The organism is Clostridium sp. AM34-9AC, assembly GCF_003480225.1.
GTDB lineage: Bacteria > Bacillota > Clostridia > Lachnospirales > Lachnospiraceae > Acetatifactor > Acetatifactor acetigignens.
Genome location: NZ_QUIU01000009.1, coordinates 25377 through 48095, shown reverse-complemented (window position 1 = coordinate 48095; position 22719 = coordinate 25377). Strand labels below are relative to the sequence as shown.

Annotated in this window: 14 protein-coding genes and 1 tRNA gene; 14 read left to right on the top strand and 1 reads right to left on the bottom strand. The window is 48.1% G+C overall.

Annotated features, from left to right (window positions below; all coding sequences use genetic code 11):
• Positions 1-4 precede the first annotated feature (4 nt).
• Positions 5-1582, bottom strand: a complete 1578-nt coding sequence (locus DW835_RS07020; protein WP_118668615.1) for a glycosyltransferase family 39 protein — start codon at positions 1580-1582, stop codon at positions 5-7.
• A gap of 61 nt (positions 1583-1643) precedes the next feature.
• On the opposite strand from DW835_RS07020, the gene DW835_RS07015 reads away from it, so the two are divergent.
• The 14 genes from DW835_RS07015 (at position 1644) to DW835_RS06950 (ending at position 22411) form a co-directional block, all read left to right on the top strand.
• Positions 1644-1973, top strand: coding sequence for a DUF6020 family protein (locus tag DW835_RS07015; RefSeq protein ID WP_347475429.1), 330 nt, complete (start codon positions 1644-1646; stop codon positions 1971-1973).
• A gap of 1 nt (position 1974) precedes the next feature.
• Positions 1975-3216 (top strand): U32 family peptidase, encoded by a 1242-nt coding sequence (locus DW835_RS07010; protein WP_118668616.1) that lies wholly within the window; start codon positions 1975-1977, stop codon positions 3214-3216.
• Between the two features lie 26 nt (positions 3217-3242).
• On the top strand, positions 3243-4733 hold the full coding sequence (locus DW835_RS07005) for a hypothetical protein (RefSeq protein WP_118730914.1): 1491 nt from the start codon (positions 3243-3245) through the stop codon (positions 4731-4733).
• Positions 4734-4809: 76 nt separating this feature from the next.
• A complete protein-coding gene (locus DW835_RS07000) occupies positions 4810-6921 on the top strand; it encodes a glutamine synthetase III (protein ID WP_118730913.1) in 2112 nt (703 codons plus the stop codon).
• A 443-nt stretch (positions 6922-7364) separates the two neighbouring features.
• The gene (locus DW835_RS06995) at positions 7365-9476 is read left to right on the top strand and encodes a glutamine synthetase III (RefSeq protein WP_118668630.1); all 2112 of its coding nucleotides are present in this window, start codon (positions 7365-7367) and stop codon (positions 9474-9476) included.
• Positions 9477-9588: 112 nt separating this feature from the next.
• Complete coding sequence (locus DW835_RS06990) at positions 9589-11340, top strand: hypothetical protein (protein ID WP_207665416.1); 1752 nt, start codon at positions 9589-9591, stop codon at positions 11338-11340.
• 103 nt (positions 11341-11443) lie between these two features.
• Positions 11444-11515 (top strand) — tRNA-Gln (locus DW835_RS06985).
• Between the two features lie 235 nt (positions 11516-11750).
• Positions 11751-13529, top strand: coding sequence for a methyl-accepting chemotaxis protein (locus DW835_RS06980; RefSeq protein ID WP_117465952.1), 1779 nt, complete (start codon positions 11751-11753; stop codon positions 13527-13529).
• 146 nt (positions 13530-13675) lie between these two features.
• On the top strand, positions 13676-14287 hold the full coding sequence (locus DW835_RS06975) for an NAD(P)-dependent oxidoreductase (RefSeq protein ID WP_118730911.1): 612 nt from the start codon (positions 13676-13678) through the stop codon (positions 14285-14287).
• A gap of 210 nt (positions 14288-14497) precedes the next feature.
• Entirely contained in the window at positions 14498-16501 is a 2004-nt protein-coding gene (gene uvrB / locus DW835_RS06970) for an excinuclease ABC subunit UvrB (protein ID WP_117465951.1), read from the top strand.
• A gap of 82 nt (positions 16502-16583) precedes the next feature.
• Positions 16584-19448 (top strand): excinuclease ABC subunit UvrA, encoded by a 2865-nt coding sequence (uvrA, locus tag DW835_RS06965; RefSeq protein ID WP_181968677.1) that lies wholly within the window; start codon positions 16584-16586, stop codon positions 19446-19448.
• A 185-nt stretch (positions 19449-19633) separates the two neighbouring features.
• Positions 19634-20623, top strand: coding sequence for a rod shape-determining protein (locus DW835_RS06960; protein ID WP_022312050.1), 990 nt, complete (start codon positions 19634-19636; stop codon positions 20621-20623).
• A 90-nt stretch (positions 20624-20713) separates the two neighbouring features.
• A complete protein-coding gene (locus tag DW835_RS06955) occupies positions 20714-21490 on the top strand; it encodes a flagellar hook-basal body protein (protein WP_118503103.1) in 777 nt (258 codons plus the stop codon).
• Positions 21491-21592: 102 nt separating this feature from the next.
• Positions 21593-22411 carry a flagellar hook-basal body protein gene (locus DW835_RS06950; RefSeq protein ID WP_117465950.1) on the top strand — a complete coding sequence of 273 codons (819 nt, stop codon included), beginning with the start codon at positions 21593-21595 and terminating at the stop codon, positions 22409-22411.
• Positions 22412-22719: the final 308 nt, after the last annotated feature.

Sequence of the window (22719 nt, the reverse complement as noted above, 5' to 3'; positions counted from 1 at the left end):
GCAATCAATCAAAATAAAATAAGTAATACGGTGAAAATTCTACCGTATGGCAGGAAAGTCCGGAATCGTTCAGATAAGAAATAAATTCCTGATTTTCTTTGCGGACAATGTAGGCTGCGGAAGGAGAGAGCGGAGTGGAAGCATTCAGTATATAATGCTTGGGAATTTCATCGTCTTCTTCCCGGGCGGACAGGGGAACGCGCTCATAAGGAGAAATAGGATAATAAAAATACAAAAACTCCTCTACATCAACGCAGTCCGCATAGATTTCTTTATCCCCGAGATTTTCGTCAATATAGGTGACAATGTCGGAAATATCGGCAAAATAGAAGGAATTTGCATAGGTATGCAGATCCAGCACGGAATATATAGTGTAATAGTAACGCATAAACGAAGCAATCCACAGCACATAGCCATAAGCCAGAATGCGCAGAAATGCTTTCCGGTAAACGGTAAGAAAATCGCAACATGCCCGGATACCACGGAGAAAAAAGAACAGATAACAGATATAGATGCTGTTGGCACGATATAGATGATCTGTAGGTGTCAGAGCAACCACAAAGGAGCAGCTGATGAAATAGAACAGATATACTGTGCCGGAATGAAAACAGCGTGTCCGGAAGGAATTTCCGAAGTCATAAACGGAACATAACATTCCCAACAGGATAAAAGGGATGGAAACCGGGTATAAGGTATAGAATTTATCCACGGAATCCATAGGATAAATACTGTATGTCAGAGTGATCTTAAGATTGTTCCACAGATTTGCACCCAATGAGGAAAAAGAAATTTCATCCATGCGGTTGCCGGAAATAGGAGAAATTGTAAAGCCGAGAAACTGAATAGGCTCTGCATGGAAGAGAAGTGTGTAGGCAAAAAGGATCACGGGCAATGCCGTAATGCAGACACTGACCGCCCACAACAGTATTCTGGGAAACGTGATTTTTTTATGGTAAAGCATGTAAAGAGAGATCAGAACCAGAAAAATAGGTATGATCAGATAACTCAATGCATAAGAGTACAAGCTGATACCGAAGCAGACTCCGGACAGAAGTAAAGTATGCAGTTTTCCTGTTTTCAGATACAAAAGCAGTACAAGAACAGAACAGGAAATGCAGCACAACATCAGATTGCAGTCCAGGGCATAACGTCCGGACATCACAAAATACGGGCAGAAACACAGAAAAAGAGCAGCAGCGAGGGTGATTTTTTTATTATCAAAGATAAGGGACATGCTCCTGGTGCCGGTGATCCACAGAAGAAGACTGGCAAAGGCAGCAGGAAATCTTACCAGAAAAACGGACAGATTCCCCTTCCCGAAAAACTTGATCAGCAATACGACAAGGTAAGTATAGAGAGGGCTTTGGCCACCGTAAAAATTCTGCGGATAGAAAGGCAGCACATTGAGATAACGATCGGTACCGTAATTGGCCAGACACCAGGAGTTATATCCAAGAGCGGCTTCGTCTATATGTAAAACATCCGGTAAAACGGTCAGTTTATAGAATCTTAAAAATACTGTGACACAAAACAGAAAAAGTAATGTGATCTGATACCAGTTTTGTTTGCATAAATTCTTCATCTCGTGTATCCTTATATATTATGATGTCGGGGTCAAAAGCCCCCGACTTTGATGCCTACGGATTGTTCCGTGCTACGCACTCCCACAATCCTACCCAATATTCGCATATCGTGGGATTATCATCCCACTTTTCCCGCTGATCTCCCTGTTGTATAATGCGGGATTTCACGGATACCTGCTGCTGGGATATGTGGTGTATCTGCTGGGATCGAAAAAGGGAAAGCGGATTTTGCTGATAGTACCCACACTGCTGGTGTTTGCGGTATGCATTCTTTCCCCGGTCAACGGAGAACTGCGCTATATGCTGCCGGTGATGATAATGCTTCCGCTAAATCTGACATGGTGTGCTTATCAGGAAAGAGAATCTGTTGCAGAAAAAGAGGAGAAATAAAATGACATATAAAAAACCGGAACTTTTAATCCCGGCCAGCAGCCTGGAAGTATTAAAAACGGCTGTTATTTTTGGCGCGGATGCTGTTTATATCGGCGGAGAAGCTTTTGGACTGCGGGCCAAGGCAAAAAATTTCAGCAGTGAAGAAATGGCGGAAGGAGTTGCATTCGCCCATGCACATGGAGTGAAGGTTTATGTGACGGCCAATATTCTGGCGCACAATTATGATCTCGAGGGAGCCAGAAAATATTTTGCCGAGCTGCGGGATATGAAGCCGGAGCAGCCGGATGCGCTGATCATTTCCGATCCGGGAATGTTCATGATCGCCAAAGAAGTCTGGCCCCAGGTGGAGGTGCATATTTCCACGCAGGCCAACAATACCAATTATGAGACATATCTGTTCTGGTGGAAGCTGGGAGCCAAAAGAGTGGTGTCTGCCAGAGAACTGTCACTGGTAGAGATCAAGGGAATCCGGGAGAAGATTCCTACGGAAATGGAGATTGAGAGTTTTGTGCACGGGGCAATGTGTATCTCTTATTCCGGCAGATGTCTGCTGAGCAATTTCTTTACCGGAAGAGATGCCAACAGAGGTGCCTGCACACATCCCTGCCGCTGGAAATATGCGGTGGTGGAGGAGACTCGTCCCGGAGAATATCTGCCGGTCTACGAGAATGAGCGGGGGACATATATTTTCAACTCCAAGGATCTGTGCATGATCGAACATATTCCGGAGCTGGTGGAGGCAGGAATCGACAGTCTCAAGATCGAGGGGCGTATGAAGACCGCATTGTATGTGGCAACGGTAGCCAGAACCTACCGGAAGGCCATTGATGATTATTTTGCCGATCCGGAGCTGTACGAGAAAAATATGGACTGGTATAAGGCAGAGATCTCCAAGTGCACCTATCGTCAGTTTACGACGGGGTTCTATTTCGGCAAGCCGGATGAAAATACGCAGATCTATGATAATAACACTTACGTGAACGAATATATTTATCTGGGAATTGTGGAGGCAGTAAAGGATTCTCTGTGCCGGATCGAGCAGCGGAACAAATTCTGCGTGGGCGATTCCATAGAAATCATGAAGCCTGACGGCACCAATGTACCGGTCACGGTGGAAGCTATGTACACCGAGGAGGGAGAAAGTGTGGACAGTGCACCCCATCCCAAGCAGGTGCTGTGGATAAAGTTATCCATGCCGCCGCAGGCATTTGATTTGCTGCGTCAGAAAAATGCTGATTGAGAAAGAGTGACCGGAGGTAACGCCTTATGAAAAGGGAAGGCAGAATTCATAAAGGAGTGTCCATAGGTGCCTATAGTATTCTCATCGCTTTTATGCTGTTGCTGTTGTGGACAGTACTCAGGTATCCGGGGAATCATCTGATCCCATGGCAGATGGCTCTGGGGGTGGCGGCTGCTACAGTGTTGCTGCTGGCGGCCGGTGCGGCATGGAACAAAATATATACGGTGACAGGCCGGAAAAATTCGCTGTATGCCGTAGCGCTGGTATTGTTTGGGGTGCTGCTTTATGTGGTTTCATTGAGCCGGCAGGGGAATGAGAATACTCTGCTGGATTACACCTATGTCTATCGGGATGCCCTGAATCTGGCGAACGGGAGAGAACTGGAAGACACCAATTATTTTTTGACCTATTCGAATAATCTGAAGCCGATGCTTTTGCTTTCCGTTCTGTTTCGGATGGCATTGCTGATGGATGTGTCCCCGTTTTATTTTGTTTTGCTGCGGAATGTAATTCTGGTGATGCTAGTGGCATGTGCCTGTGGTTATCTTGCGGAACGGAATGGGGATACTTGCTGGAGATTTCCGATCCTGCTTGCCTTTGTATTTCTGCTTCCGATGTGGGAGATGACTGCCGTGTTTTATACGGATTCCATGAGTTTCGGTATGGGAATCCTGGGACTGGCTTTCCTGAAATTGGCGGCAACATCCAGGGGGAAGCGCCGGCAGATCCTGTGGGCGCTGCTTGCGGCCGGTGTGGCAGTACTGGCAGGCACATGGAAGATCACAGTGATCATACCGCTGATCGCATGCGCTGTGATCCTCTTGTGGCAGAGAGTGTCGGTGGACCGTCGAGTGACATTGCTGTTTGGAGGTTTTGTCGTGATTCTGGGAGTGGCTCTGCAGCTCTGGGCCAATTCCTACGAGATCACAAAGGAAGCATCTGAAACAGCCAATCCTGTGATCAGCTGGGTGGCACTGGGAATGAAGGAAGACGGTTCCTGGACCAACAACACAGAGTTTGTGGATCATATGTATGAGTTTTCCACCAGACAGGAAAAACAGCAATACAGTATGGAATATATTCGTGAAAACAGATCGGAATTCTGGAATCCCGTACATTTGCGCAAAAAGGCAAGCTATAATTTTGCCAACGGAAATCTGGGGGCCAGTGCATTTTTAAACGTGGAGTACAGCGATGGAACCTTGCTCTGGGAAATGTTTTCGCCCTGGGGAAAATATTACTGGCGCACCTGTCAGTATTGTTTCTGCTATCTGGTGTCCATGTATGTGCTGTTACTGATCGGAATGATCCTCAGCCTTCGCAATATTATCAGAGATCAGAAACCACCTGTAATGTTGATGATCTGTCAGTTGGGATTTATCGGTATCGTTGTTTTTTTAATGTTCTGGGAAGCCAGTGGAAGACAGATGTACAATCAGATGCCCGGAATCCTGCTGGGAAGTGTTCTGAGTATAGAGTATTTTTGGAAAAACTTATCACTAAAACCTCGAAAATAATAATTGACCATTATAACGCACATGTTGTACACTGTATTCGATATTATTCTATTGTATACCGAAGGGAAGTAGGGACATGCGCGAAGAATTGAATGTAGAGGAGCTTTTTGCCAGCAAGGTGTTTACCCTGGGCAAGATGAAAGAGAGGCTCCCCAAGAGTACTTACAAAGAAGTGAAGAAGGTCATGGATCAGGGAGGAGAACTTTCCCTGGCAACTGCGGATGTAGTGGCAAGTGCCATGAAGGATTGGGCCATCGAGAACGGTGCCACTCATTATACCCACTGGTTCCAGCCGTTGACCGGCATTACCGCAGAGAAACATGATGCTTTTGTGACACATCCTGATGAGGATGGCCGGATGATCATGGAATTTTCCGGCAAAGAACTGATCAAGGGAGAGCCCGATGCATCTTCTTTCCCTTCCGGAGGCTTACGTGCTACCTTTGAGGCAAGAGGTTACACTACATGGGACATCACCTCCCCCGCATTTATCAAAGAGACCGCTACCGGTCCGACCCTTTGTATCCCTACAGCATTCTGTTCTTATAAAGGCGAAGCACTGGATAAGAAGACACCGTTACTTCGTTCCATGGAGGCTCTGAGCAAGCAGGCGATCCGTATCGTCCGCCTGTTCGGCAATACAGAAGCTACCAAAGTACTGCCTTCCGTTGGCGCGGAGCAGGAATATTTCCTGGTAGATTCTGCCAAGGCTTTGCAGCGTGAAGATATTATTTTCGCCGGACGAACCCTGTTCGGTGCTCCCGCCCCCAAGGGACAGGAGATGGATGACCACTATTTCGGTGTTATCCGTGAGCGTATCGGTGGTTTCATGCATGATGTCAATATCGAGCTGTGGAAGCTGGGTGTAACATCCAAGACCCAGCATAATGAGGCGGCTCCCGCACAGCATGAAGTGGCGCCCATCTACGAGTCTGCCAATGTGGCAGTGGATCACAACCAGCTGGTAATGGAGACTCTGAAGCGTGTGGCAGGCAAGCACGGTCTGCGCTGCATGCTGCATGAGAAGCCTTTTGCCGGAGTAAACGGTTCCGGTAAGCATAACAACTGGTCCATCACTACGGACAATGGTGTAAACCTTCTGGAGCCCGGCCAGACCCCCAATGAAAATATTCAGTTCCTGCTGGTACTGGCATGTATCATGAAAGCTGTAGATACCCATGCGGATCTGCTGCGTCAGAGTGCGTCCAATGTAGGTAACGATCACAGACTGGGCGGTTACGAGGCACCCCCTGCCATTATTTCGATCTTCCTGGGCGAACAGCTGGAGGATGTGGTGGCACAGCTGGTGGAGACCGGTAAAGCAGACAATCTGAAAGAAGGCGGTGTACTTCGCACCGGTGTATCCACATTGCCGGATTTTGTAAAGGATGCTACCGACAGAAACCGTACTTCACCGTTTGCCTTTACAGGAAATAAATTCGAATTCCGTATGGTGGGAAGCGAGGATTCCATCGGAAGCCCCAACACCACCCTGAATGCCATTGTGGCAGAGGCGTTCTGCGAAGCTGCAGACCGTCTGGAAGGTGCGGAAGATTTCGATATGGCAGTCCATGATCTGATCAAGGAATATATGACGGAGCACCAGCGTATTATTTTCAATGGCAACGGTTATGCCAGGGAATGGGAAGAGGAAGCAGCCAGAAGAGGATTGCCCAATATTCCTTCCATGGTAGCAGCAGTAGATACTCTGACTACTCCCAAGGCTATCCATCTGTTTGAAAAGTTCGGTATTTTCACCGAGGCAGAGCTGCGTTCCCGCGCGGAGGTACTGTACGAGACCTATGCAAAGACCATCAATATCGAGGCACTGACTATGGTGGATATGGCAAACAAGCAGATCATTCCTGCAGTCATGAAATACAGCAAGTCGCTGGCAGATGCTGTTATTGCTATTACGGAAGCTGGCGGAGACACCTATGTGCCTACCCGTATGTTGCAGCAGATCACACAGAAGCTGACAGAGATGGAAAAGGCATCCGAGGCACTTCTCGAGGTGGAGAAAAAGGCATCCGCCATGGAGAGAGGCAAGGAGCAGGCATTCTGTTATCATGATGAAGTCATGGTGGCAATGAACGCACTGAGAAAACCTGCGGATGAACTGGAAAAGCTGGTAGACAAGAAGTACTGGCCGTTCCCGACCTATGCGGATCTGTTGTTTGAGGTATAGAGCACTTCAGAGATCGCTTCGGATGCAAAAGTAAAGCCTCGTAGAGGCGATTTTGCGAATGGAGTTCTGAATAGTTACAATTTTTTCAAAAAAGGTATTGCATTCAAAAAAAATCTGTTGTATAGTAATGAGCCATAGAGGAGCGATCCTCACAAGTTAATATTTTTCAATGCGAAACGAAGGCGTTTACACTAGGAAGTGTAGCGCCTTTTTTTGTGACTATTCAGAGCCGTAAATATTGAACATATTTGTCAAATGCTTGCATTCGTAAAAATATGTGTCAATATTTATTCGGCGAAGTAACCTCAAATGAGCAAACAACAAGTAAACTTGTTGTTCAGGAAAGTCTCGTAGAGACGATTTTGCGAATGGAGGTTCTGAATAGTCAGCACGGAATAGTCGCAGGAAGCATGGAAAATAGCAAGAATAAGGAGGAAACGAAGATGAGTGAAGTATTAAACGTGGAAGAAATCTTTGGCAGTAAGGTATTCACTCTGGGTAAGATGAGGGAAAGATTACCCAAGAGCGTATACAAAGAAGTGAAGAAGATCATTGATCACGGCGGAGAGCTGTCTCTGGCCACCGCTGATGTTGTAGCAAAGGCAATGAAGGATTGGGCCATCGAGAACGGTGCCACCCATTATACCCACTGGTTCCAGCCTCTGACCGGAATCACCGCAGAGAAGCACGATGCATTCGTAACCCATCCCGATGAGTACGGCAAGATGATCATGGAGTTCTCCGGTAAGGAGCTGATCAAGGGCGAGCCCGATGCATCTTCCTTCCCCTCCGGAGGCTTACGAGCTACCTTCGAGGCAAGAGGCTATACTGCATGGGATATCACCTCTCCCGCATTCCTGAAAGAGGATGCAACCGGCGTGATCCTCTGCATTCCCACTGCATTCTGTTCTTACAAGGGTGAGGCACTGGATAAGAAGACACCGCTTCTTCGTTCCATGGAAGCAGTCAGCACACAGGCACTGCGTATCGTAAGACTGTTCGGCAATACCGAAGCTACCAAGGTCGTAGCTAGCGTGGGACCGGAGCAGGAATATTTCCTGGTAGACAGAGACAAATACTTAAAGCGTGAAGACCTGATCTTCGCAGGACGTACCCTGTTCGGTGCACCCGCACCCAAGGGACAGGAGCTGGAGGATCATTACTTCGGTACTATCCGCGAGAGAATCGGTTCCTTCATGAAGGATCTGAACATTGAACTGTGGAAGCTGGGCGTAACCGCCAAGACACAGCATAACGAAGTGGCTCCCGCACAGCACGAGCTGGCTCCTATTTATGAGACCGCCAACATTGCGGTAGATCATAACCAGCTGGTTATGGAGACCATGAAGAAAGTAGCAGGACGTCACGGTATGACCTGCCTGCTGCACGAGAAGCCTTTCGCCGGAGTGAACGGTTCCGGTAAGCATAACAACTGGTCCCTGGGAACCGATAACGGTGTCAACCTGTTGGATCCCGGCGATACTCCTAACGAGAACATCCAGTTCCTGTTAGTACTGGCATGTATCCTGAAAGCCGTAGATACCCATGCAGATCTGCTTCGTCAGAGTGCATCCGATGTCGGCAACGATCACAGACTGGGAGCTAACGAGGCACCCCCTGCCATCATTTCCGTATTCCTGGGCGAGCAGCTGGAGGATGTGGTAAAGCAGCTGGTGGAGACCGGTGATGCTACTCATTCCATCCAGGGCGGTAAACTGTTGACCGGCGTATCCACTCTGCCGGATCTGGATAAGGATGCCACCGACCGTAACAGAACTTCACCGTTTGCTTTCACTGGCAACAAGTTTGAGTTCCGTATGGTAGGTAGTGCAGACTCCATCGCCAGCCCCAACACCACTCTGAACGCTATCGTTGCAGAAGCTTTCTGCGAGGCAGCAGACATTCTGGAGAAAGCAGACGATTTCGATATTGCCGTACACGATCTGATCAAGAAGTACCTGACCGAGCATCAGAGAATCATCTTCAACGGCAACGGCTATTCTGAGGAGTGGGTAGAAGAGGCAGCCAGAAGAGGACTTCCCAACATCAAGTCCATGGTAGAGGCTTCCGAGACCCTGACCACCGAGAAGTCCATTAAGCTGTTTGAGAAGTTCGGTATTTTCACCGAGGCAGAGTTAAGATCCCGTGAGGAGGTTCTGTATGAAACCTACTCCAAGACCATCAATATTGAAGCCCTGACCATGGTAGATATGGCGAAGAAGCAGTACATTCCCGCAGTTATGGAATACACCAGGACTCTGGCGGATACCGTACTGGCTGTTAAGAGTGCAGGTGCGGATGCAACCGTACAGACCACTGTACTGAAGAGCATTTCCGAGAAGCTGGCTGAGGCACAGGCTGCAGAAACTGCTCTGGAGGATAAGCTGGCTGAGGCAGCAGGCATCGAAGATCCCAAGAAGCTTGCTTTCTTCTATAAAGATGTGGTACATACCGCAATGGATGACCTGAGAACTCCCGTAGATGAACTGGAGATGATGGTTGACAAGAAGGTATGGCCAGTACCTGCCTATGGTGATCTGATCTTTGAAGTATAAACAGCATTGTAAAATACCATCATACGTTTCTCTCATTGTGTTGAATAAAAACGGGGCTTGCCGCAGGACGGTGGGCCTCGTTTTGCAGTTATGTATGTTTCTTGTCATTGCTATGGGGAAAATCCTGTGTTATGATAACTGCATGATGAAAAATATACTGAAAAATAAGAAATTCTGGAAAATTATCTGTATTCTTGCAATCATTGCATATACAGCAAAAAATTTATTTATTGGTGCTGATACGGACGAAGGCTATGGTATTATGGTGGGCTATCGTCTTGCCATGGGAGACCGGCTGCTGCTTGAAATGTGGGAGCCACACCAGACTTCCGCCATTTTTACGGCAGTTTTTATCAGGCTGTTTGTGATGCTGACCGGTGGAGTGAATTATCTGAATCTATTTTTACGGCTCGTATTTTTCCCAATCCAGGCGTGCGTCAGCGTCTTTCTATATAAGACGATCCGCAGGACGGTGCCGCAGATGGATGAGAATGTGGCAGCACTGATGGGGCTTCTCTACTATGTGACAACACCCAAGTCCATTTTTATTCCGGAGTATTCCAATCTTCATAACTGGTTCTTTGCACTTATGGTGCTGTGCCTTCTGAGATACTTCGGAGCGAAGGACTCCGAGGGCAGACAGACAGCAGGAGAGCTGCGGTGGCTGGTGCTGGCAGGTATATTCATGACCTGTGATGTGCTGGCTTATCCCAGTATGGTACTGGTATTTTTGTGCTGCCTGGTATTTCTGCTGGTGCGCAGATCAGAGAAAAAATGGAAAGAACTCTGTGCTTATGTACTGCCCTGTGTGGCAAGTGCGGCAGTAATGTTTACATATCTTCTGAGTTATATGACACCGCAGAAAATGTTGGAGATGGCAGGCGAGATCCTGGGAGAGGGGTCCCATCAGACTACTGTGGGAGAAAAATTGTTGGGATGGGGGTCAAGCCTGGGCGAGATGGCCATGATCCTTCTGTGTGCCCTGCTGCTGTCTCTGGGGATCCGATGGTTTATAGAGAAGGTATGGAAGAAAAAACTTCCCGGACTGCTGCAGCTTCCGGGCATGCTGTTTTTCGTAATTGTATTTCTGATCCAGATCTGGTTCTGGCTGTTCAGTTCCTTTAATGCAATTTACCCGCAGCTTTTGCTGATGGCAGTATCCCTGACGGGATGTTATACCTATCTGCGCAGAGACAAGACGGAAAAGCTGTTCTATGAACTGATCCTGCTGGCATTTGTCAATTATTTTTCGGTACTTCTGTTGTCTAACTGGGGACCGATGCTGCTGGTCACCTATCTCATTATGGGAGCAGTGGCCGGACTGGTATGTCTGGGAGACTACTGGCAGAAGGAAAACACCGCAGGAAAGAAGGCGATTCAGATCCTGTGCCTGATCCTTGTGCTTGGGAATGCATTTTCCTATACCTGGCTGATTCTGGGATCCCAGGAATATCATGCCTATGTGATTCAAAATGTGCGTGGCATCAACAGAGAGGGATTACGCGCCGGAATCCTCACGGATTATATGACTGCATACCGTTACAACAATAATCTGGCTGTATGGCCGGAGGCCGTGCCGGACGGCAGTACCGTGCTTTATGTGGGACCGTCCCAGTTCTATTGTATGCTCGGAGAACATAAGCAGGCATCCCCTGATACGATCTGCTCTATGATCTATGATGAGCGTCTGTTGGACTACTGGAAGATCAATCCGGACAGATATCCGGATGTGGTGGTGTTTGAAAGCTGTTATGGAGATATTGCCCAGGAAGGAGAGAACAGCTTTATCTGGAACTGGTTGATGGAGGATTTCCAGCCGGCAGAAAGGAAGGACTATCCCTATATCACGGTGTTTACGCGATGATTTTACGGAAATTGTTCTAATTTCATATATTTTTTAAAATTTTTTTAAATTGGGTATTGCAAAATGGGAACAGATAGTGTATACTTCATCAAGTAAACGACATAGGGCTATCGCCAAACGGTAAGGCAACGGACTCTGACTCCGTCATTTCAAGGTTCGAATCCTTGTAGCCCTGCGAAGCAGGAGTTGACCTGCGAATAGGAACCTCAGTAGAGAAATCTACTGAGGTTTTTTGTTGTCCGGAAATATCTCAGATATTCATGGTGAAATTCCCCTGATTGTGAATAAAAGTTGGCAATAATACACAAAAAAGCCACACAAAGTTGAAGAGAATTATAAAATGTGATAAGATAAACATAAAATTAAGGTAGGAGATCTGCAAAAACGGACAAACAGAAAAGGGGAATCTTATGAACAATATAAAAGTACAGACGAAAATGATCATAGTAATACTGGCAACGATGGCTGCACTGTTGTTGTGTACTATCTTTTCAGCACAAAGCATGAAAGAATTGCAGTCCAAAGCATTAGATACCATGGAGACTGATGAGCGGGAAGCCTACGATGAACAGATCAAGCAGCAGGTAGATAATGTGATCTCGCTCTGCCAGACCATTTATGATCAGTATCAGGCTGGTGTCTATACCGAAGCAGAGGCCAGGAAACTTGCGGCGGATGAAATCCGCCAGCTTCGCTACGGAGATTCGGGATATTTCTGGGTGGATCAGTATGACGGAACCAATGTGGTACTGCTGGGAAGTGCAACAGAAGGTACAAACCGTATGGAGACCAAGGATGCTAACGGGTACCAGATGGTAAAGGAAATCATCCGCATGGGACAGGAGCCGGATGGTGGTTATGTAGATTATGTGTTCCCAAAGGAAGGAGAGACGGAATCCTCTCCCAAACGTTCCTACAGCAAAGCGTTTGAACCGTTCCAGTGGGTCATCGGCACAGGAAATTACACCGACTATATTGATGATAAGATTGTCACGGTAGGTGATGAATTTTCCGGTTATGTGACAGGAAGACTGACGATGTTCATTGCATCGACACTTATAGAAGGTGCAATCGTGATCGCCCTTCTGGTTTTCATTATTATCAGCATCGTCCAGCCGCTCAAAAAATGTGTGGCATCCATCGGCGTGATGGAACAGGGAGATTTCTCAAAATCTATGGGAGATAAGCTTTTAAAACGCCGTGATGATTTCGGACGGCTGGCAGTCTCTCTGGAGTCTATGAGGACAGAGATGAGTGGACTGATCGGTGAAGTCAAAGAGCAGGCTGCAGAGATCAACAATATGGTACAGAATATTGATAACAGTATTCAGGCTCTGGATGAACAGATCGAGGATGTGTCCGCTACCACAGAGGAACTGGCAGCCGGAATGGAAGAGACAGCGGCATCTTCTGAAGAGATCAATGCTATGTCTCATGAGATTGAGAGTGCAGCGAAGAATATTGCGACACGTTCTCAGGATGGTGCCACCGAAGCAGATGCGATCCGTGAGCGTGCGGTAGGAATCAAGAAGGATATTACACAAAATGATCAGCGTACCAAAGCCATTCATGAAGAGATCAACGAAGGACTGACCAGGGCACTGGAGGAAATTAAAGTAGTCAACCAGATTGGAGTTCTGGCAGAATCTATTATGCAGATCACGGGACAGACGAATCTGTTGGCACTGAATGCATCCATTGAGGCAGCACGTGCGGGAGAAGCCGGAAAAGGATTTGCTGTGGTGGCGGAGGAAATTCGTGTGCTGGCAGAACAGTCCAAGGCAGCCGTCTCTCATATCCAGGATGTGACCAACAATGTGATGGATGCTGTAAACAATCTGGCAGAAGGAACACAGAAGCTGTTGGGATTTGTCGGAACAGATGTGGTGGACAGCTTTGCAGCATTTTCCGGTATGGCGGATTCTTACAGTAATGATGCCGGTCAGATCGATGGACTGGTAACAGATTTCTCTGCCTCCTCCGAAGAACTGCTGGCATCTATCAGCGGTGTCATGGAGGCAATCAACGAAGTCAGCAAGGCAGCTACCGAAGGGGCTTCGGGAACTACGGATATTGCGGATAAGACGGGGGTAATCGTAGAAAGAGCCAACGAGATCAAGGAAAAAGCGGAGGCTGCAAGAATTGCTGCGGACAAACTTCAGCAAAATGTGGAACACTTTATCGTGTAGAGAATGTGCATCATGCACAGGAAGAAAAATATAAAATTGTGCAAAAAGCACTTGAAAAGTAAAAAGTTAAGTGATACTATAAGCCACAACAAGAAATAAACGAAAAATATTATCATTCATGCAAAGAAGCATTTGTAGTGATACGAATGCTTTTTTTGCGTTATCTGCAGCAGGCGGATCAGGCGGTGAGAAACGGCGGTACCAGCGTAGGACTGTGTGGCAGAGAGATCCGGGGCAAAAAGGTGGGAATCATCGGCTGCGGTCAGATCGGTTTCATGACAGCGAAGCTTTTCCGGGCATTCGGTGCGGAAGTCTATGCCTATGCCAGACACGAAAGAGAAGAAGTGAAGGCAGCAGGAATTGCATACAAACCGCTGGATGACCTGTTGAGAGAGTGTGATATTATTTCCCTGCATACGCCGAACAACAAGGAGACCAGAGGAATGATCAGTGCGGAGAAGATCGCACTGATGAAGAAATCAGCCATTTTTATCAACTGTGCAAGAGGCCTTATCGTAGACAGCAAGGCACTGGCACAGGCTTTGAACGAAGGACGGATCGCAGGAGCTGCGGTGGATGTATTTGACTGTGAGCCGCCCATTCCCACAGAGGAACCGCTGCTTCATGCGAAAAATACATTGTTGACACCGCACGTGGCATTCCTGTCGGAGGAAGCCATGGTACGCAGAGCGGAAATCGAGTTTTCCAATGTGTACGCTTATCTGAACGGAAAGCCGGAAAACGTCTGTACGCTGTGATGTGGAGAGGAAACAACAAACCGAACATATTTTCGAATTCATCTGTACTTTTCAAAAAAATTCTGCTATAATCTGTGCGTAACGTGAAAAAATAGATAATAGTTCAGTTGTGAACGTATCCGGGAACAGAATCATGCCTGTATGATTTTAGTGGCCGAATACGTTCACGAACTGTGTTATTCCAGTAACATATTTGCACGGAGAGGCATCATGAATCCATCGAACGAACCCTCACAATTCAAATTACATTCCGAATATCAGCCTACCGGAGACCAGCCGCAGGCCATTGCGGAGCTGGTGGAAGGCTTCCGGCAGGGCAATCAGTTTGAGACACTGCTGGGTGTTACCGGTTCCGGTAAGACCTTTACCATGGCCAATGTGATCCAGGCATTGAATAAGCCGACGCTGATCATTGCCCACAACAAGACACTGGCGGGGCAGCTTTACGGGGAAATGAAGGAATTTTTCCCGGAAAATGCGGTGGAATATTTTGTTTCTTATTACGATTATTATCAGCCGGAGGCTTATGTGCCGTCTTCGGATACCTATATTGCCAAGGATTCTTCCATCAATGATGAGATCGACAAGCTGCGGCTGTCAGCGACGGCCTCTCTGGCGGAGCGCAGAGACGTGGTGGTAGTGGCCAGCGTGTCCTGTATCTATGGTCTGGGAAGCCCCGACGAATATCAGGATCTGATCGTATCTCTGCGTCCCGGTATGGTGAAGGATCGTGACGAGGTATTGCGGGAACTGATCGATATTCAGTACAACCGCAACGATATGGATATTCAGCGTGCCACTTTCCGTGTCAGGGGAGATGTGGTGGAAGTATATCCGGCACAGGGCGGCGATTATCTCATCCGTATCGAATTCTTCGGGGATGAGATCGACCGGATCGCAGAGGTAGAGCCCCTTACAGGGAAAATTCATGCAGAGCTGAATCATGTGGCGATCTTCCCGGCATCCCATTATGTGGTATCTCAGGAGAAGATCAAGGCAGCATGTGACAATATCGAAGAAGAGATGAAGGAACGGGTACAGTTTTTCAAGGGCGAAGACAAGCTGATCGAGGCCCAGCGGATTGCGGAACGGACGAATTTCGATATTGAGATGCTCCGGGAGACCGGTTTCTGTTCCGGTATCGAGAACTATTCCAGACATCTGAACGGACTTCCTGCGGGAGCACCGCCCATGACGCTGTTGGACTTTTTCCCGGATGATTTCCTGATTATCGTGGACGAGTCCCATATGACGATCCCACAGATCCGCGGTATGTATGCCGGGGACCGCTCGCGAAAGCAGACACTGGTGGACTACGGTTTCCGTCTGCCCTCGGCACTGGATAATAGACCGTTGAACTTTGAGGAATTCGAGGCGCATATCGACCAGATGATGTTCGTATCCGCCACTCCTTCCGATTATGAGAAGGATCATGAACTGCTGCGGACAGAGCAGATCATTCGTCCCACAGGTCTGCTGGATCCGGAAGTACAGGTGCGCCCGGTAGAGGGACAGATCGATGACCTGATCGGAGAGGTCAACAAGGAGATCGCACAGCATCATAAGGTACTGATCACCACACTGACCAAGCGGATGGCAGAGGATCTTACGGATTATATGAAGGAAGTCGGTATTCGGGTGAAATATCTGCATTCTGACATTGATACGCTGGAGCGTGCCCAGATCATCCGGGATATGCGTCTGGATGTGTTCGATGTACTGGTAGGTATCAACCTGTTGCGAGAGGGTCTGGATATTCCGGAGATCACTCTGGTGGCCATTCTGGATGCGGATAAGGAAGGATTCCTTAGAAGTGCGACTTCCCTGATCCAGACCATCGGCCGTGCGGCCCGTAATGCGGAAGGCCATGTCATCATGTATGCGGACACCATCACGGACTCCATGCGGGAAGCACTGGATGAGACCAACAGACGTCGTGAGATCCAGATGAAATATAATGAAGAACATGGTATCACCCCCCAGACGATCAAAAAGGCGGTGCGTGATCTTATCAGCATCTCCAAGGTAATCGCCAAGGAAGAGGTACGCTTTGAGAAGGATCCCGAATCCATGACGAAGAAGGAACTGGAGAAGCTGATCGGCGAGATCCAGAAGAAGATGCAGAAAGCAGCGGCAGACCTGAATTTCGAAGCGGCAGCAGAACTTAGAGATAAAATGCTTGAATTAAAGAAACAATTAAATGATATGGAATAAAAGTAAAGCATCAAAGATGCGATTTTGCGAATGGGGCTCTGAATAATTGGAGAACGATATTTTATTTAAGAAAGGCAAGACAATGGAAGAAGCAAAGAAGATGCGTCCCCGGGAGTACATTAAGATCCGGGGTGCCAATGAACATAACCTGAAAAACATTAATGTGGACATTCCCAGAAACGAGCTGGTGGTATTGACCGGTATGTCCGGTTCCGGTAAGTCCTCTCTGGCATTCGACACGATCTATGCAGAGGGACAGAGACGCTACATGGAATCCCTGTCCTCATATGCGAGACAGTTCCTGGGCCAGATGGAGAAGCCTAATGTGGAAAGCATCGAAGGACTGTCCCCCGCTATCTCCATTGACCAGAAATCCACCAACCGTAACCCTCGTTCTACCGTAGGTACGGTAACAGAGATTTATGACTATTTCCGTCTGCTGTATGCGAGAATCGGTATTCCCCACTGCCCGAAGTGTGGCAGAGAGATTGCCAAGCAGACTGTAGATCAGATGGTGGATCAGATCATGAACATGGGAGAAGGCACGAAGATCCAGTTGCTGGCCCCCGTGGTCAGAGGCCGCAAGGGCGAGCATGCCAAAGTGCTGGAGCGTGCCAAGAGAAGCGGTTATGTCCGGGTACGGATCGACGGCAGCATGTATGAACTGACGGAAGAGATCAAACTGGATAAAAATATCAAGCACAATATCGACATCGTGGTAGATCGTCTGGTGGTAAAGGATGGTATTCAGCGCCGTCTGACAGACTCTATTGAAAATGTACTGGAACTGGCAGAGGGGCTGCTGGTGGTGGATGTGATCGGCGGCGAACCGGTGACTTTCAGCCAGAGCTTTTCCTGTCCGGACTGTGGTATCAGTGTCAGCGAAGTGGAACCCAGAAGCTTTTCCTTCAACAATCCTTTCGGTGCCTGCCCGGTATGCTTCGGCCTGGGATATAAGATGGAATTCGACGAGGATCTGATGATCCCGGACAAGAGACTCAGCATCAATGAGGGAGCCATCACGGTCATGGGCTGGCAGTCCTGTGCGGACAAGTCCAGCTTTACCAATGCTATTCTGCGGGCACTGGCGAAGGAATATAATTTTGATCTGGATACTCCCTTCCAGGATTATCCCCAGAAGATTCATGACATTCTGCTCCACGGCACCAACGGTAAAGAGGTCCTGGTGCATTATACCGGCCAGCGCGGCAGTGGTGTGTATCCAGTAGCCTTTGAAGGCCTGATCAAAAATGTGGAGCGCCGCTATCGTGAGACCGCTTCCGAGAGCAGCAAACAGGAATATGAGACCTTCATGCGCATCACTCCCTGTAAAGAATGTAAGGGCATGCGACTGAAGAAGGAATCTCTGGCGGTTACCGTATGCGACAAGAATATTTATGAGATCACATCCATGTCCATCCGTGATCTGCAGAAATTCCTGGATACCATGACGCTGACGAAACAGCAGCAGTTCATCGGTGAACGTGTGCTGAAGGAGATCCGCGCAAGAGTAGGATTTCTGGTGGATGTGGGACTGGAATATTTGTCCCTGGCCAGAGCTACGGCTACCCTGTCCGGCGGTGAAGCACAGCGTATCCGTCTGGCTACCCAGATCGGTTCCGGACTGGTGGGTGTATGCTATATTCTGGACGAGCCCAGCATCGGCCTGCACCAGAGAGACAATGACAAACTGCTGAATACTCTGAAGAACCTGCGGGATCTGGGGAACACTCTGGTAGTGGTAGAGCATGATGAAGACACCATGCTGGCAGCGGATTATATCGTGGACATTGGTCCGGGAGCCGGTTCCCACGGCGGAGAGGTCATTGCCTGCGGCACAGCGGAAGAGATCATGCAGATTCCGGAATCCATTACGGGACAGTACCTCAGCGGCAAAAAGCGGATTCCCGTACCGGAGACCAGAAGGACTCCCACCGGCTGGATCAAAGTACTGGGAGCTCAGGAAAACAACCTGAAAAACGTAGATGTAGAAATTCCTCTGGGTGTGATGACCTGTGTCACCGGTGTCTCCGGTTCCGGAAAAAGTTCACTGGTGAATGAGATCCTCTACAAGCATCTGGCGAGAGAATTGAACCGTGCCCGCTGCATTCCCGGCAGACACAAGGGTATCGAAGGTGTGGAACAGCTGGACAAAGTCATCAACATTGACCAGTCTCCCATCGGACGGACTCCCAGATCCAACCCCGCTACTTATACCGGAGTATTTGATCTGATCCGCGATCTGTTTGCTTCTACGGCGGACGCAAAGGCCAAGGGTTACAGCAAGGGACGATTCAGCTTCAATGTCAAGGGCGGAAGATGTGAAGCCTGCGGTGGCGATGGTATCATCAAGATCGAGATGCATTTCCTGCCGGATGTCTATGTGCCCTGTGAGGTCTGCGGCGGTAAGAGATACAACCGTGAGACACTGGATGTAAAATACAAAGGCAAGAGTATTTTTGATGTGTTGGATATGACGGTGGAAGAAGCATTGCCTTTCTTCGAAAATGTACCGTTTATCCGCAGAAAGATCGAGACCCTGTATGATGTGGGACTTTCCTATGTAAAGCTGGGACAGCCTTCCACTACCCTGTCCGGTGGTGAGGCACAGCGTATCAAGCTGGCCACGGAGCTTTCCAGAAGAAGTACCGGCAGGACCATCTATATCCTGGATGAGCCTACCACAGGACTGCATTTTGAGGATGTCCATAAGCTGGTGGAGATCCTGCACAGACTGGCGGACGGCGGCAACACGGTGGTTGTCATCGAGCATAATCTGGATGTGATCAAGACCGCGGATTATATCATCGATATGGGACCGGAAGGCGGAGACCGCGGTGGTACAGTGATCGCCAAGGGAACCCCGGAAGAGATCGTCAAGGTGAAAAAATCCTACACCGGTTACTATGTGAAAAAGATGCTGGAGAAGGACAAGAAACTACGATAACTATTCAGCCCCCCATTCGCAAAACGCTCTTTCATGGCTCCCTGATTCTGAATAGTTATCAAATTTTAAGAATTACCCTCTATGAAAATGGAAAAAATTCAGTTATAATATGATGTATATGACTAAAATAGCGTGTAGAGTCAAGACTTATAGATAGATACCATCGGAAAGGGGTAATAAAAAAGATGCAGTGCACAGATATCGGAATTGATTTAGGTACCGCCAGCATTCTGGTATACATCAGAGGAAAGGGCGTTGTATTAAAGGAGCCCTCTGTTGTAGCTTTTGATAGAGATACAAATAAGATTAAAGCCATCGGTGAGGATGCAAGACTGATGCTGGGAAGAACTCCCGGCAACATCGTAGCCGTAAGACCGTTACGTCAGGGTGTTATCTCTGATTATACCGTAACCGAGAAAATGATGAAATACTTTATCCAGAAAGCGCTGGGGAAGAGAACTTTCCGTAAGCCCCGTATCGCTGTCTGTGTTCCCAGCGGCGTTACAGAGGTAGAGAAGAAGGCAGTAGAAGATGCTACCTACCAGGCAGGTGCCAGAGAGGTTTCCATTATTGAGGAACCCATCGCAGCTGCTATCGGTGCGGGTATTGATATTTCCAAGCCTTGCGGTAATATGATCGTAGATATCGGCGGCGGTACTTCCGATATCGCAGTCATATCTCTGGGAGGTACTGTAGTCAGTGCTTCCATCAAGATCGCAGGCGATGATTTTGATGAAGCCATTGTGCGTTATATGCGTAAAAAACATAATCTGCTCATCGGTGAGAGAACCGCAGAGGATCTGAAGATCAAGATCGGTTCCTGCTACAAGAGAGCGGAAGTGGATTATATGGATGTCAGAGGACGTAACCTCGTGACCGGTCTGCCCAAGACTGTTAAGGTGTCTTCCGAGGAGACCGAGGAGGCATTGCGCGAGACTACCGCACAGATCGTGGAGACCATTCACAGCGTACTGGAGAAGACTCCCCCTGAGCTGGCAGCCGATATTGCAGACAGAGGAATCGTACTGACCGGAGGTGGAAGCCTGCTGCGCGGTCTGGAAGATCTGATCTCTGCCAAGACAGGTATCAACACCATGACAGCAGAGGATCCCATGACAGCAGTGGCCATTGGAACCGGTAAATACGTAGAGTTCCTGGCAGGCTACAGAGAGTAACACAGACAGCTCCGGGGAACCGGAAAAGATAGACTAAGGCAGGATGCCGTACATTTGTCGAAGGATCGCAGCCGCAAATGGAGGATATGAATGGTTAAAGGCTTGTATACCGCTTACACCGGTATGGTAAACGAACAGAACAGAATGGATATCATGACCAACAATCTGGCCAATGCATCTACCGTCGGATATAAAAAGGAAGGATCCACCAGCCAGTCCTTTAATGATGTGCTGACGGTCAAGATCAAGGACCAGTCGGTAGGCATGAGAAATGTCCAGAGGATCGGTATCAAAAATCCCGGAGTGAAGATCGGAGAGAATTATACCGATTATACGCAGGGATCTTTCCGCATTACGGATAATACCTATGATCTGGCATTAGCCGGAGATGGCTTTTTTGCCATTGAATTTACCAATAAGGCAGGAGAGACCGACACCAAATACACCCGTGCAGGACAGTTTACACTGAATAAGGATGGATATCTGGTAACGGAAGAGGGTGACTATGTTCTGGATACCCAGAACAGGAGGATCCGCCTGAACACACTGCTGGATTCCAAGATCACCGATGACGGTACGATTTATCAGAACGATCAGGCAGTTGCCAGAATTCAGGTGACGGACTTTGAAGATTATGATTACCTGGAAAAATATGGAGAGACCTATTATCAGCCCATTGAAGGGGCCAAAACGACTACGGCAGATGCACAGGTGAAGTCAGGCTATCTGGAGATGGCAAATGTACAGATTGTATCCGAGATGGTAAATCTGATCTCCATTACCAGAGCATATGAATCCAACCAGAAGGTGGTCCAGACCATTGATGGCACTCTGGATGTAGCAGCGAACCAGATTGGTAAACTGTAGTAATGAATTCGGCTGGGACAGCCGATAACTGATTATAGAATATTTTCAGGATAAAAATCAGGTCATGGATGACATAAGGGACATTGTGAGAGGAGACTACATATGGTCAGAAGCTTATGGACAGCAGCGACCGGCATGATCGCACAGCAGACAAATGTGGATACGATTGCCAATAATCTGGCAAACGTAAACACCACAGGTTACAAAACACAGGTGAATGAATTCAAGAGCCTGTTATACCAGAACATCCAGACGAAGACAACTTCCGCAAACGGAGATACCAAGCCCGGCAGTGCGCAGGTAGGTCTCGGTGTAAGAAATGCTTCCATCAGTTCCGTATTTAAGGAAGGAAGTCTGACAGCATCCGACAGCGACACCGCATTTGCAATTGATGGCAAGGGTTTCTTTGCAGTAAGAGGAGCGGACGGCAATACCTACTACACCAGAAACGGTAATCTGAAGTTTACTCTTGCAGCCAACGGCGGCAATATGCTGGCTACTTCTGATGGACTTCCGGTACTGGATACACAGGGTAAAGCAATTGTTCTGGGCAGCAATTATGTGATGAGCAATATTACAGTCAGCAAGGACGGAAGTCTGTGTTATCCCGATGCAAAGAACAAACCTCAGCCTATCGGCATCACAATAGGTGTTTTCCAGTTCAATAATCCGAACGGACTGGAAAGACTGGCAGACAGCCTGTATCAGCAGACCGCAGCCAGCGGACAGGCTATCAACGAAGCAAGAAATAATAATGTAGAGAAGAGCAGTATTATCCAGGGATATCTGGAAAGCTCCAATGTACAGGTCGTAGACGAGATGGTCAACATGATCGTTGCACAGCGTGCCTACGAACTCAACTCCAAAGCCATCACAGCATCCGATGAGATGCTACAGCAGGCCAACAACCTGCGTAGGTAATGAGAAATGTCAAACCGTAAGATGACGATTCGCCTGCTTGCAGGCGGAAACGTCAGATTGCGGTTTGATAGGGCGAATGCCCGACATCGAAGGAAACGCGAAGCGTTTACGAGATGCATTGCTCATTACCGTAGGGACGATTCGCCTGCTTGCAGGCAGAGACGTCAGATTACGGTTTGATAGGGCGAATGCCCGACATCGAAGGAAACGCGAAGCGTTTACGAGATGCATTGCTCATTACCGTAGGGACGATTCGCCTGCTTGCAGGCGGAAACGTCAGATTACGGTTTGATAGGGCGAATGCCCGT